This is a genomic window from Zhengella sedimenti (genome assembly GCF_046506625.1).
Lineage (GTDB): Bacteria > Pseudomonadota > Alphaproteobacteria > Rhizobiales > Rhizobiaceae > Zhengella > Zhengella sedimenti.
Genome location: NZ_JBKFFP010000006.1, coordinates 15,035 through 27,963, shown reverse-complemented (window position 1 = coordinate 27,963; position 12,929 = coordinate 15,035). Strand labels below are relative to the sequence as shown.

At 64.3% G+C, this 12,929-nt stretch carries 13 protein-coding genes; 7 read left to right on the top strand and 6 right to left on the bottom strand.

Annotated elements, in window-relative coordinates:
- The first annotated feature begins 6 nt into the window (after positions 1-6).
- The 3 genes from ACLB6G_RS15940 to ACLB6G_RS15930 are packed head-to-tail and all read left to right on the top strand — an operon-like array spanning position 7 to position 1,874.
- Positions 7-507: a hypothetical protein gene (locus ACLB6G_RS15940; RefSeq protein ID WP_410357198.1), complete on the top strand. Its 501-nt coding sequence runs from the start codon at positions 7-9 to the stop codon at positions 505-507.
- A gap of 52 nt (positions 508-559) precedes the next feature.
- Entirely contained in the window at positions 560-1,435 is an 876-nt protein-coding gene (locus tag ACLB6G_RS15935) for an alpha/beta hydrolase (protein WP_410357197.1), read from the top strand.
- Between the two features lie 19 nt (positions 1,436-1,454).
- Positions 1,455-1,874 (top strand): DUF1330 domain-containing protein, encoded by a 420-nt coding sequence (locus ACLB6G_RS15930; RefSeq protein WP_410357196.1) that lies wholly within the window; start codon positions 1,455-1,457, stop codon positions 1,872-1,874.
- 48 nt (positions 1,875-1,922) lie between these two features.
- On the opposite strand, the gene ACLB6G_RS15925 is transcribed toward ACLB6G_RS15930, so the two are convergent.
- From ACLB6G_RS15925 to ACLB6G_RS15900, 6 genes are all read right to left on the bottom strand, one after another.
- Positions 1,923-2,945 (bottom strand): DUF1176 domain-containing protein, encoded by a 1,023-nt coding sequence (locus ACLB6G_RS15925; RefSeq protein WP_410357195.1) that lies wholly within the window; start codon positions 2,943-2,945, stop codon positions 1,923-1,925.
- 350 nt (positions 2,946-3,295) lie between these two features.
- Positions 3,296-3,439 carry a DUF3563 family protein gene (locus tag ACLB6G_RS15920; RefSeq protein WP_410357194.1) on the bottom strand — a complete coding sequence of 48 codons (144 nt, stop codon included), beginning with the start codon at positions 3,437-3,439 and terminating at the stop codon, positions 3,296-3,298.
- A 161-nt stretch (positions 3,440-3,600) separates the two neighbouring features.
- Entirely contained in the window at positions 3,601-5,328 is a 1,728-nt protein-coding gene (locus ACLB6G_RS15915; RefSeq protein WP_410357193.1) for an AMP-binding protein, read from the bottom strand.
- Between the two features lie 113 nt (positions 5,329-5,441).
- Positions 5,442-6,275, bottom strand: coding sequence for a shikimate dehydrogenase family protein (locus ACLB6G_RS15910; RefSeq protein WP_410357440.1), 834 nt, complete (start codon positions 6,273-6,275; stop codon positions 5,442-5,444).
- Positions 6,276-6,305: 30 nt separating this feature from the next.
- Complete coding sequence (gene aroQ, locus ACLB6G_RS15905) at positions 6,306-6,743, bottom strand: type II 3-dehydroquinate dehydratase (RefSeq protein ID WP_410357192.1); 438 nt, start codon at positions 6,741-6,743, stop codon at positions 6,306-6,308.
- A 99-nt stretch (positions 6,744-6,842) separates the two neighbouring features.
- Entirely contained in the window at positions 6,843-7,790 is a 948-nt protein-coding gene (locus ACLB6G_RS15900; RefSeq protein ID WP_410357191.1) for a LysR family transcriptional regulator, read from the bottom strand.
- Between the two features lie 165 nt (positions 7,791-7,955).
- Here ACLB6G_RS15900 and chvE point away from each other — a divergent pair, with 165 nt between their 5' ends.
- The 4 genes from chvE (at position 7,956) to ACLB6G_RS15880 (ending at position 12,919) form a co-directional block, all read left to right on the top strand.
- Positions 7,956-9,023, top strand: coding sequence for a multiple monosaccharide ABC transporter substrate-binding protein (gene chvE / locus ACLB6G_RS15895; RefSeq protein ID WP_410357190.1), 1,068 nt, complete (start codon positions 7,956-7,958; stop codon positions 9,021-9,023).
- A gap of 91 nt (positions 9,024-9,114) precedes the next feature.
- Positions 9,115-10,635 (top strand): multiple monosaccharide ABC transporter ATP-binding protein, encoded by a 1,521-nt coding sequence (mmsA, locus tag ACLB6G_RS15890; protein WP_410357189.1) that lies wholly within the window; start codon positions 9,115-9,117, stop codon positions 10,633-10,635.
- A 15-nt stretch (positions 10,636-10,650) separates the two neighbouring features.
- Complete coding sequence (mmsB, locus tag ACLB6G_RS15885; RefSeq protein WP_410357188.1) at positions 10,651-11,901, top strand: multiple monosaccharide ABC transporter permease; 1,251 nt, start codon at positions 10,651-10,653, stop codon at positions 11,899-11,901.
- 58 nt (positions 11,902-11,959) lie between these two features.
- Complete coding sequence (locus ACLB6G_RS15880) at positions 11,960-12,919, top strand: Gfo/Idh/MocA family protein (RefSeq protein WP_410357187.1); 960 nt, start codon at positions 11,960-11,962, stop codon at positions 12,917-12,919.
- The last annotated feature ends 10 nt before the right edge of the window (positions 12,920-12,929 follow it).

Below are 12,929 nucleotides of genomic sequence, written 5' to 3'. Positions count from 1 at the left end.
GGAACAATGACGGGCAGAAAAATCCTTGCCGGCTCGGCTTTCATGACTCTGGCATCCGTGATGTCGCCGGTACCGGCAGAGACAGCAAGCGGGGATGTCCATTTCGGGGTCAACATCACCCGGATCAATTTCTGCTCCATCGTGCTGCAGGAGGCGGGCGCCATTGCGCCGGATTCCTCAAACCAGGTGCTCAGTTCCAGGGAAGCCGGTGGCGCCCCCGGCAAGGCGCGTGTCACGGCGCTGACCAATTACCAGGTCACCGTCGATGATGTTCCCTTCTTCCTGAGCGAGCCAGGCGGGATGAGCGTGGGTTCGAGTTTCGTGGCGTCTTTCTCCGGCCAATCGGTCTACCGTGGCATCGATTTTCCCGAACGAGACGGAGCCAATGCCGTCACGCTGCCGCGGCGCTATTCCGTCACCGACCTGACCATCGACCTGGAAGTCTCGCGGGCCAGCGCGTTCGCGGCAGGCGACTACACGGCGCTGACCATCGTGCGTTGCGAATAACGCATTCGTGACGGTTGCACATGGCGCGGCGATCGGGTCAACATGGCGGCCCATGGCGCGCGCATTTTCCTTTCTGCTTGTCCTTTGTTCCGCCTTCGCGGTTGCTTTCGCGGCGAATGCGCTGGAGATCGCGCCCCACAAGGACAGGCTCTTTGCCTATCCGGCCTTGCTCGAGGGCAGCGAACCGCCCGTCTATCGAATCGTCGACTACCGTGAAATGCGCGACATCAACGGCCGTGACGCGATACCGGAACGGCGCGTCAAGGACGATTATGTCTCGCTCGCGGTCGCCCGTCAGCGTGCCGACCTGGTGCTGAAGGCCGAGGGGCTGGAGATCGCGCATGTGGCGGCAGGCCGGCGCGAGAAGGCAAGCCTGATCGTGATCTACCTGCACGGGCAGGGCGGCAACCGTATCCAGGGCGTGTCCGACTATACCTTTGGCGGCAATTTCAATCGTGTGCAGAACCTTGTGGCCGCTGCCGGCGGGCTTTACCTCTCGCTCGACCTGCCGGACTTTACCGAACGCGGCGCGGCGCATGTGCAAACGCTGGCGCGCCATTATCGCGCGGCATCGCCCGGTGCGCGCCTGATTCTGGCCTGCGGCTCCATGGGCGGCCAGTTGTGCTGGCGCCTGGCGAACGATCCGGGTTTTGCGCGGACGCTGGACGGAATGCTGCTGCTGGGCTCCATGTGGGATGACGGCTACATCGCAGGCCCGGCATTCAAGGCACGCATCCCGCTGTTCTTCGGGCATGGCAGCCGCGACACGGTGTTCCCCATCGCGCGGCAGGAAGCCTTTTTCCGCTCGATCCTGAAGGCAGCACCCGATTATCCGGTCCGCTTTGCCCGGTTCGAGACCGGTACGCATGGCACGCCGATCCGCATGACGGACTGGCGGGAAACGCTGAACTGGATGCTGGACCAATGAACCCGGAAAAGGAGAGACCATGACTGGCCATATCGATCCGACGCGCGAGACATTCGGCGAATTCCGGCGGATGGACCGCGAAGGACCGGTTCACATGCTCAATCTCGTGCGCCTGCGCGACAGGGCGGGCTATCCGGACGGGCGCGAGGCGACGGGCGCGGAGGCCTATGCGGCCTATGGCCGGGAGAGTGGCCCGATCTTCCGCGGCGTCGGCGGCCGTATCGCCTGGAGCGGATCCTTCGAACTGATGCTGATCGGGCCGGCGGAGGAGCGCTGGGACATCTGCTTCATCGCCGAGTACCCTTCCGTGCAGGCCTTCGTCGACATGGTGAAGAACCCTGACTACCAGAAAGCGGTCGTCCACCGGCAGGCCGCCGTTCTCGATTCCCGCCTCATCCGGCTTGAGCCGCGGCCGGGCGGCGCCGGTTTCGGCGAATGAAAAACGTTTGATTTCCAGTTGGATGAAGCCGTTCGTGAAGAATTCGATTCAGGGAGCGGAATCCTTGTCGAAGACGATCACGCCCTCGTCCTTCTCATCCATGGTCGGGTCCACCTCGAAGCGAACGAGCGAAAAGGAACCGCTCCGGAAGATCCATTTGCCGGCTGACCAGGAATCCCCCAAGCCGCGCCACTTGGAGTAGGACGTGATGGTGTAGGTGTCCGGATCGTATTGCGCATTGATGAGCTGCGTTGCGGTCTGGAAACCGATGATCTCCATCGAATCGAGCCTGGCGGTATCGTCATCCACATACCGGATATCGAGTTCCGGCTCCGCGAAGGCCAGGTGATGCAGGCCTTCCGATTCTTCCCAGAGGTAAAAGACGTCAACGACATTGTAGGCGGCATACCGGCAGGTGAAGCCGTAAAGCCATGCGCGGCGCCTGGGGGCTTCGGCCAGGTCGCTCATGTAGTTGAAATCGATCGGCCAGGCCTTCGGACCGTCTGACGAGGCTTCCATGTCGCAATCGCCGGCCCATTCGGCGCGGTAGCGATCGCGCACCGTCCGCAGCCGCCTGTCGTCCTCGCTCAATGTCTCGCCGGCGCCGCAGCCGGCGGGCAGGGCCTCCTCGAAGGGAGCATCGGACAGCGCGAGCCGGGCGCCCTCGAAGGCCATCGGGCGATAGGGTTCGCCCTGGACCTGCGGATTGGCGAGGCGCACGACGTAGCAACCGGCGAAGACCATCTCGCTGCCATCGGTCGCGGTGGCCCGGATCGCGACGGGCACGTGCCAGCGCGTCGTGCCCGCGGCAGCGTCGGTTTCGGCCGGCGCTGTCCGCACCTCGACGGTTGCGGTTTCATCGAAGCCGGCGACATAGGTCTCGAAATCCGCCGAAGGCTTGGTTTCGAAATAGGACCAGGCGCGCGCAAATTCCTTGTTGGCAAGGGCATTGTACAGGCTTTCGACCAGCCGTTCAGGTGTCGACCGGTCGTCGAGATAATCTGCCCGGGCGCCAGTGAGAGCCAGAACGGACACGGTGGCGGCAAGAAGGGGGCTGCGAAGGCGGTGCATGGGGCTTCTCCGGTCATCGGCCGGCGAAGTGTCAGACCTGTCCGGCTCCTTTGCAAGAGCGGCGGCCGCTTTCTTTCGCCGATGACGGGCAGACGGAAAACGAAAACGGCGCCAGCGAGGGAGGAGGTTCGCTGACGCCGCTTTTCGCACACGGCCCTGGGAGGAGGTCGGGCCGTCTGGTCTCACCGGTCCTGGGAGGAGGATGGACCGGAGGAGAACCCTGAAGCGGCAGCGTTTGGCCGCCGCTTTGTTATGTTGAATATGTCCATTGTTGTGCATTGCAACAATAGCTGATTGTGCAATGCAGCCATGCGTGAAGTGCATGGCTTGGCCAGGCCGTTACGGACGCCTTACCAGCCGCAGAAGCGTGCGCGCAGGATCTCGCGCTGGCGGCGCTCCAGATCTTCAATGGAACTCGACTGCGCAAGCCAGGCATCCTGTGTGGAGCGGGCGCGGGCGTTGGTGAACAGGGCCGAGATGCGTTTCATGAACATCGGATTTCTTCCTTCTCGTGATAGAGGCGGAGATAGTCCTTATGCTGCGCTGCAACAAGAGCGGTTTCTGCACATCAGGCATGCAAATGCCGCATGGCGATGCATGGTTCTGTCCATGTTCCGTCTCACCGTCCGGCCGTCGCTGGGAACCGGTCCGCAGTTCAACCGCCGGATGAGAGCATGTCCGCCATCCGGTCGCGCATGATGAACTTCTGCGGCTTGCCGGTGATCGTCATCGGCAGTTCCTCGACGACGCGGACATGGGCCGGGATCTTGTAGTGGGCGATCTGGCCCTGGCAGAAGGCGCGGATTTCCTCCGGATCGACGGCTTCGCCAGGCGCCGGGATGATCCATGCGCAGACGATTTCGCCATACTTCTCGTCCGGCACCCCGAAGACCTGGACGGCGCTGACCTTGGGATGGCGAAAGAGGAACTCCTCGATCTCGCGCGGGTAGATGTTTTCACCGCCGCGGATGATCATGTCCTTGACGCGTCCGGTAATCGAGCAGAAGCCTTCCGCGTCGATGCGGGCGAGGTCGCCGGTATGCATCCAGCCGTCGCGCAGGGATTCGGCGGTACGTTCCGGTTCATCCCAGTAGCCGAGCATCACCGAATAGCCCCTGGTGCACAGTTCGCCCTGTTCGCCGACCGGCAGCGTGTCGCCTTTCTCGTCCACGATCTTCACTTCCAGATGCGGATGGATGCGCCCGACCGTGGCGCAGCGCTTGTCCGTCGGATCGTCGACGAAACTCTGGAACGAGACCGGCGAAGTTTCCGTCATGCCATAACAGATGGTGACTTCGGGCATGTTCATGTCGGCGTTGACCCGGCGCATGACCTGTTCGGGGCAAGGTGCGCCGGCCATGACGCCGGTGCGCATGGCCGACAGATCGCGCGGCCGCGTCTTCAGAGCTTCGAGCATGGCGATGAACATGGTCGGCACGCCGTAGCAGGCCGTGCAGCTTTCGGCCTCGAGGGCGTCGAGGGTGGGTTCGGCGTCGAAGCCTTCACCCGGGAAGATCATCGCCGAACCCCAGGCGGTGCAGCCGAGCACGCCCATGACCATGCCGAAGCAATGATAGAGCGGAACGGGGATGCAGAGCCGGTCGGCCTCGGTGAAATTGATGCGCCCGGTGACGAAGCGGCCATTGTTGACAATGTTGCGATGGGTGAGCGTGGCGCCCTTGGGCGCGCCCGTCGTGCCGGAGGTGAACTGGATGTTGATGGGATCGTTCGGGTCCAGCGCCGCGGTGATGGCATCGAGGCGTGCGGCTTCCGCGTCGCCGCCCTTGGCCATCAGACCGGGAAAGGACAGGATGCCGGGGCCTGCCTCTTCGGCCATCGCGATGACCCATTTGAGGTGCGGCAAGGTCTTCGATTGCAGCCGGCCCGGTTCGCTCGTCTCCAGTTCCGGGGCAAGCGTGCGGATCATGCCGATATAATCGGATGTCTTGAAGCTTTGCGCTGTCACCAGCGCCTTGCATCCGACCTTGTTGAGGGCGAACTCCAGTTCGGACAGCCGGTAGGCCGGATTGATGTTGACGAGGATGACGCCGATGCGCGCGGTGGCGAACTGGGTCAGCACCCATTCGTGGCGGTTGGGCGACCAGACGCCGACGCGGTCGCCCTTTTCGAGGCCGAGCGCCAGAAAGCCGGCGGCCAAGCGGTCGACCTCTGCCGCGAATTGCGACCAGGTGCGGCGGATGCCCTGGGCGCGAAAGATCACGGCCTCGCGGTCCGGGAAACGGGTGGCAGTCTCGGCGAGCACCTGCGGGATCGTCTTTTCCCAGAGGGGTTCGTCCACGGGGCCGACCACATGCGAGAGACCATCCAGCGGCGCGCCGAAGGGGCGCGCGGTTTCAGTCGCATCCGCAACGATGTGATTCATGTGCTTTCCTCCCGGCATTGCGCGGCCGGATGCTTCCGGTCCGCGCTTCTGGCTGGCAGGGATGTTGCGGTCGCGAGGCGGTGTTGTCCAGTACCGTTGAAGCCGGAACCCCTTCAGTAGCGGATGGTGGCGAGGGCGCGCAGTTCACTGGCGGTGGCGGATGGAAAGCCGAAGAATTCCAGATAGGCAGGGATTTGCTCGAACAGCATGTCCGTGCCGACCTGGGTCATGCAGCCGCGTGCCCGGGCAGCGGCCAGAAAGGGCGTTTCCTCCTGTTTCATTACCACTTCGCCGACAAAGGTGGTGGGCGCCAAGCGGTCGATGTCCATGGGCAGGGGGTCGCCTGCCTGCATGCCGAGCGGCGTGGCGTTGACCACGATGTCATGGCCCGCAGGATCGCGGGAGCCGGTGACAATGGTCATCGCCGGATAGTGCGCCTTCAGGCTGGCCGCCAGCCGTTCGGCGCTTTCGGCGCGCGTGTCGAAAACGCAGAGGCGCGCGGCACCGGCACCGGCAAGGGATGCTGCAATGGTCGAGCCGACGCCGCCGGCGCCGACCACCAGCGCCGAGACGCCCTCGATCGCGCGGCCCTTTGCCAGCACCCCGCGTACGAAACCCTCGCCGTCGAACATGTCGCCGACAAGGCGTCCGGAACGGTCACGCTTCACGGCATTGCAGGCGCCACAGACCTTCACGGTGGTGCTTGTGTCATCGAGGAGACTGACCACGGACACCTTGTGCGGCATGGTGATGAGCGCTCCGGCGATGTTGCGCATGCGGAACAGGAGCGGCAGGAAGGCCGCGAAATCCTCCGCCTCGCAACCCATGGGAACGACGACGGCGTCGATGCCGCGCGCCTCGAACCACGGATTGTAGATCATCGGCGCCTTGAAGCTTTCGGTGGGAACGCCGAGATGGGCGAGAAAGCGGGTGTGGCCTGAAATGATCATCCGGATCGCTCGTCTTCCGACCGGTGCTCAGGCGAGCAGCGTGCCCATGCGGCGCACGGCCAGTTCGTAGCCCTCCACGCCGAAACCGGCCATCACCGCGTCGGCGCGGTGCGACACATAGGAATGGTGGCGGAAGGCCTCGCGCTTGTGCACCTGCGAGATGTGGATCTCGATCACGGGGCCGTCGAAGGCGTTGAGCGCGTCGAGGATGGCGACCGACGTATGGGTGAATGCGGCCGGGTTGATGACGATGCCTCCGGCCTGCTCGCGGGCCTCGTGGATCCAGTCGATGATCTGGTGCTCGGCATTGGACTGCAGGAGGCGGATCTCAAGACCGAAACCGGCGGCCACCTCGCGGCAGCGCGCCTCCACGTCGGCGAGCGTCTCGCGGCCGTAGATCTCCGGCTGCCGCTTGCCGAGCAGGTTCAGGTTCGGACCGTTTAGAATGTAGACGAGCTTGGACACGGACGACGCCTTTCACCGCTTGGGCCAGGTTGCGCGGCAGGGCCGCGGTTCCAGACGGCATAGCCGCAATCGGCGCGATTTCCAATATGGCGCGGCGCGTCAGGCAAGGTCCTCTTCCGTCTCGCCGGCCAGGCCGGCGCGGATCAGGTCCCAGAGCCTGGCGGCCAGCGGGCTTGGCGCATGGTTCTTGCGGGCGATCAGGTGATAGGGATTGACGATGATGGGTTCGGCGGGTTCGAGGCGCGCGAAGCCGCTGGCCGCGCCGCCGGCGCCGATGAGGTCGGCCACCTCGCGCGAAACCGGGGCAATGGCATCCGTCGAGGCAAGATAGGCGATCATCACGAGCAGGGAGGTGGAATTTACGATCTCGCCGGGAAGGGGAATGCCCCTTGCGATGAAGGCTTCCTCGACGGCCTGGCGCATCGGGGTGTGCGGCGCCTGAACCACCCATTCATAGCCTTCCAGCGCATCGAGAGCCACGGGCCGCGCGTTGTTGAGCGGGTGATCGCGGCGGATCATGAAGTGGATCACCTCGACCCGGCCGCGCCGGACGATGAACTGGCGGGCGTCCGTGCCCGGCGGCACGCGCGAAAGCACGAAATCATAGTCACCACGCAAAAGGCCGTCGATCAGCACGTCGCTGGGGGCGACATCGATATGGATGTCGGCATGGGCCGCATCGCGCTTGAGCCGCTGGATGGCGGGAACGACATGGGCGACGGCACCCCCGGTGACCGAGCCGACGCGGATGGTGCCGGCACGGCCCGCGCCGACCGCTTCCACTTCGCGTGCGGTCTGTTCCATTCCGTTGAGGAGCGGAACGGCGTTGCGGGCCAGGATTTCGCCCAGCGGCGTCATGGTCATGCCCCTTGGATGGCGCAGGAAGGCGGGCGCGCCCATGGTGCGCTCGATGGCGGCAAGCAGGCGCGAGGCGGCCGGCTGCGTCATACCGAGCTGTTCGGCCGCAAGGGCGAGCTGGCCTGTCTGCGCAATGGCGCGGACAAGGCGGAAATCGCGGATCTGGAGGCGGTTGGCGAGGTTCTGCATTTCGTGACTTATCGAATCTGATATGCAGAATGTCAATTTGCGCAATTGAAATGCAAGCCATCCGCTCCGTAACCTGCCGGCGGATCGTGACGGTCCGCCAACAGGGCGCGCATGCCGGAGCCCAAAATTGCCGGCGGCGCGCATCGTTCTCTCGGGAGGAATTCGATGAGGAAACTGATTTCCGCAATGGCGTCGCTTGTCATCGGCGCCGGCGTCCTGGCCAGCCCGGCCGTGGCGCAGGACAAGGGCACTGTCGGCATTGCCATGCCGACCAAATCGTCGGCGCGCTGGATTTCCGACGGCGATTCGATGGTCAAGCAGTTCGAGGCGGCGGGCTACACGACCGATCTGCAATATGCCGAAGATGACATTCCCAACCAGCTTGCCCAGATCGAGAACATGATCACCAAGGGCGTGGACGTGCTGGTGATCGCGGCCATCGACGGCACGACCCTTTCCAACGCGCTTGAAAACGCGGCGGCTTCCGGGATCAAGGTCATCGCCTATGACCGCCTCATCCGCGACAGCGGGAACGTCGACTATTACGCCACGTTCGACAACTTCAAGGTCGGTGTGCAGCAGGCGTCGTCCCTGGTCCAGGGCCTGAAGGAGCGCTTCCCCGACACCAAGCCCTGGAACGTGGAACTGTTCGGCGGTTCGCCGGACGACAACAATGCCTACTTCTTCTACAACGGCGCGATGAGCGTGCTGCAACCGATGATCGACGCCGGCGAAATCGAGATCGTGTCGGGCCAGATGGGCATGGACACGGTCGGCACGCTGCGCTGGGACGGCGCGGTGGCGCAGGCGCGCATGGACAACCTGCTGTCGGCCAACTACACCGACAAGCAGGTCCACGGCGTGCTCTCGCCCTATGACGGCCTCTCCATCGGCATCCTGTCCTCGCTGAAGGGTGTCGGCTACGGTTCCGGCGATCTCAAGATGCCGATCGTGACCGGCCAGGACGCGGAAGTGCCGTCGGTCAAGTCGATCCTCGCGGGCGAGCAGTATTCCACGATCTTCAAGGACACCCGCGAACTGGCCCGCGTCACGGTGGGCATGGTGGAAGCCCTGCTGCAGGGCGGCGAGCCGGAAATCAACGACACCTCGACCTACGACAACGGCGTCAAGGTGGTGCCTTCCTACCTGCTGGAACCGGTGGCGGTCGATGCGTCGAACTGGGAGACGATCCTGATCGGGTCCGGCTACTACACGATGGACCAGATCAAGTGACGTCCTCATCCTGAGGAATGCGGACGCCCGCGCGGCCCTGCCGCGCGGGTTCAACGTCCACGGCTTCATCCATCCATTCGGGGCCCGAACCATGGCGACGCTGCTCGAAATGCGGTCGATCACCAAGACCTTTCCCGGCGTCAAGGCGCTGGACACGGTCAACCTGACCGTCGAGGAAGGCGAGATCCACGCGCTCGTCGGGGAAAACGGGGCGGGAAAATCGACCCTGATGAAGGTCCTTTCCGGGGTTTATCCCGCCGGCTCCTATGACGGCGACATCGTCTATGACGGCGCTGTGGCTGCCTTTTCGGGCATCGCCGACAGCGAGCGCGTCGGCATCATCATCATTCACCAGGAACTGGCGCTGGTCCCGCTGCTGTCCATCGCCGAGAACATCTTCCTCGGCAACGAACGCGCCAGGGGCGGCATGATCGACTGGCGCGAGACCTTCCGGCTCACCGAGGGTCTTCTGAAGAAGGTCGGCCTGTCGGAGCCGCCGGGCACGCTTGTCGACAAGCTGGGCGTCGGCAAGCAGCAACTGGTCGAGATCGCCAAGGCGCTGTCCAAGGACGTGCGCCTGCTCATCCTCGACGAGCCGACGGCAGCGCTTTCGGAGAGCGACAGCCAGGCGCTGCTCGACCTGCTGCTGGAACTGAAAGGCCAGGGCGTGACCTCGATCATCATCAGCCACAAGCTCAACGAGGTGCGCCGCATCGCCGATCGTGTCACGGTGATCCGCGACGGAACGACCATCTCCACCCTCGACGCCCGCCGCGAGGCGATCACGGAGGACCGCATCGTGCGCGACATGGTGGGGCGCGACATGGCGCACCGCTATCCGGAGCGCGAGCGGCGCGCCGGCGAGGTCATCTTCGAGGTGCGCGGCTGGAACGTCTGGCATCCCGAACATGCCGACCGGCAGGTGATCCGCGACGCGAGCCTGACTGTGCGGGCCGGCGAGGTCGTCGGCATAGCCGGGCTGATGGGGGCAGGGCGGACCGAACTGGCGATGAGCATTTTCGGCCGGTCCTACGGCCGCAACATTTCCGGTGAGGTGTTCATTCGCGGCAAGCCCGCGGATGTCTCGCGTGTCGACCGGGCGATCGCGGCCGGGCTTGCCTATGTCACCGAGGACCGCAAGTCGCTCGGCCTGGTGCTGGAAGAGACGATCCAGCGCAACATCACGCTGACCAACCTTCCGGCGGTCTCGGCCCGGGGGGTGATCTCGGAATCGGCGGAAACGCGCGTGGCGGAGAACTACCGTGGCGCCATGAACATCCGCACGCCGTCGGTGTTCCAGAAGGTGGTCAACCTGTCGGGCGGCAACCAGCAGAAGGTGGTGCTTTCGAAGTGGCTCTTCGCCGGACCGGAAGTGCTGATCCTCGACGAGCCGACGCGCGGCATCGACGTGGGTGCGAAATTCGAGATCTACGGCATCATCAACGCACTGTCGGCGCAGGGCAAGGGCGTGCTGATGATCTCTTCGGAAATGCCGGAAATGCTGGGCATGTGCGACCGCATCTATGTGATGAACGAGGGCGAATTCGTCGGCGAACTGGATGCGGCGGAAGCAAGCCAGGAGCGCATCATGTCGCTCATCGTCACGGATTAAGGGGAGGCAGTATCGATGGACTCGGTTCACGGCTCCGGCGGCGAAGCTGCCGCACCAAAGGCAAAACCCATGGGCATCGGGGCCTATCTTGTCAGGCACATGCGCGAATACGGCCTTCTGTTCGCGCTCATCGCGATCATGGTGTTCTTCCAGATCGTGACGGACGGAACGCTGCTCAAGCCTGTCAACATCACCAACCTCCTGCTGCAGAACTCCTACATCGTCATCATGGCGCTCGGGATGCTGATCGTCATCGTGTCGGGCAATATCGACCTGTCGGTCGGCTCGGTCATGGGCTTCATCGGCGCGCTGGCCGCGGTGATGATCGTCAATTTCGATCAGCCGGTGTCGGTCACCATCATCACCTGCATCGTGGCAGGCGGGCTCATCGGCGCGGCACAGGGCTACTGGGTGGCCTACTGGAAGATCCCGTCCTTCATCGTCACGCTGGCAGGCATGCTGGTCTTTCGCGGGCTCTCGCTCTGGCTGCTGGAAGGCCAGTCGGTCGGCCCGTTCCCGCGCGAGTTCCAGGTCATCGCCAACGGTTTCGTGCCGGACATCTTCCCCGCGGGAATGGGCGAGAGCCTGGCCGGCCTTTTCGACGCGCGCAAGGTCAATGTTCTGGCGCTGTTTTCCGGCGCCGTCATCGTGGCGGTCATCCTTTGGCTCGGCCTGCGCCAGCGGGCGCGCAACAAGGCCTATGGCATCGAGGACGAACCGCGCAGCTTCTTCATCGCGCGCAATGCCATCGTCGCCTTCGCGCTGATCTTCATCATGTACAAGCTGTCGACCTTCCGCGGCCTGCCGAACGTGCTGCTGACCATGGGCGTGCTGACCATCATATACGCCTTCATCACCGAAAAGACGGTCATCGGCCGGCGGGTCTATGCGCTGGGCGGCAATGAGAAGGCGGCCAAGCTGTCGGGCATCAAGACGGAGCGGCTGACCTTCCTGGCCTTCGTCAACATGGGCGTTCTGGCGGCCATCGCCGGCCTCGTCTTTGCGGCGCGACTGAACACCGCCACACCGAAGGCCGGTTTCGCGCTGGAACTCGACGTGATCGCGGCCGTTTTCATCGGTGGGGCATCCATGTCCGGCGGTGTCGGCACGATCATCGGCGCGGTGGTCGGCGCCTTCCTGATGGGTGTGCTCAACAACGGCATGTCGATCATGGGCATCGGCATCGATTACCAGCAGATGATCAAGGGCCTCGTGCTGCTCGCAGCCGTCATCTTCGACGTCTACAACAAGCAGAAGCAGGGCTGACCGGCGTGCCGCCAGCCACGGCAGGCCGGCGGCACTGAAACGACAAGGACGCTATCGCATGACCATGAAGATCGCCCTCCTGGGCATCGGCAAGATTGCCCGCGACCAGCATGTGCCGATGATCGCTGCATCGCCCGAGTGGGAACTGGCTGCGACTTTCTCGCGGGAAGGCGAGGTCGAGGGCGTGCCCTCCTATCGCGATTTCGCGCAGCTTCTGGCCGAGCGGCCGGATATCGAAACCGTGTCGCTCTGCCTGCCGCCGGTGCCGCGCTTCGACTTCGCCGCCCAAGCCATCCGGGCCGGGCGCAACGTCATGCTGGAGAAGCCGCCCGGCGCATCGCTTTCGGAGGCGCACGCGCTGGAAGCCATGGCGCGCGACGCAGGCGTGTCGATCTATGCCACATGGCATTCGCGCGAGGCGGCCATGGTGGCGCCAGCCAAGGCCTGGCTCAAGGACAAGCGGCTGAAGAGCCTGCGCGTGGTGTGGAAGGAGGATGTCCGGCGCTGGCATCCGGGCCAGGCGTGGATCTGGCAGGCCGGCGGGCTCGGCGTGTTCGATCCGGGCATCAACGCGCTGTCCATCGTCACAGAGATCCTGGCCGACCCGATCCACGTGACCGGCGCAGAGCTGTTCTTTCCGGAGAACTGCGAGACGCCGATTGCCGCGAATGTGGCATTCCATCACCCGCAGGGGACAGTGACGGCGGAGATGGACTTCCGGCAGCAGGGCGAACAGATCTGGACCATCGAGATTGAAACGGATCAAGGCTTGCTGGTCCTTTTGGAAGGCGGGGCGGAGCTTTCCGTCGACGGAACGCTGCAGGCAGCGTCGGCGGCACCAGAGGATAAGGGAGACGGCAGCAATCCGTTGCTGGGCGGCGAATATGCCCGGCTTTACGCCAGGATGGCCGCGCTGGTGCGCGCAGGCGGCATCGACATGGATCTGACGCCGATGGCGCATGTGGCCGACGCCTTCCTGCTCGGCCGGCGCGTGACCGTCGAACCGTTCATCGAGTAGGACGATGCCG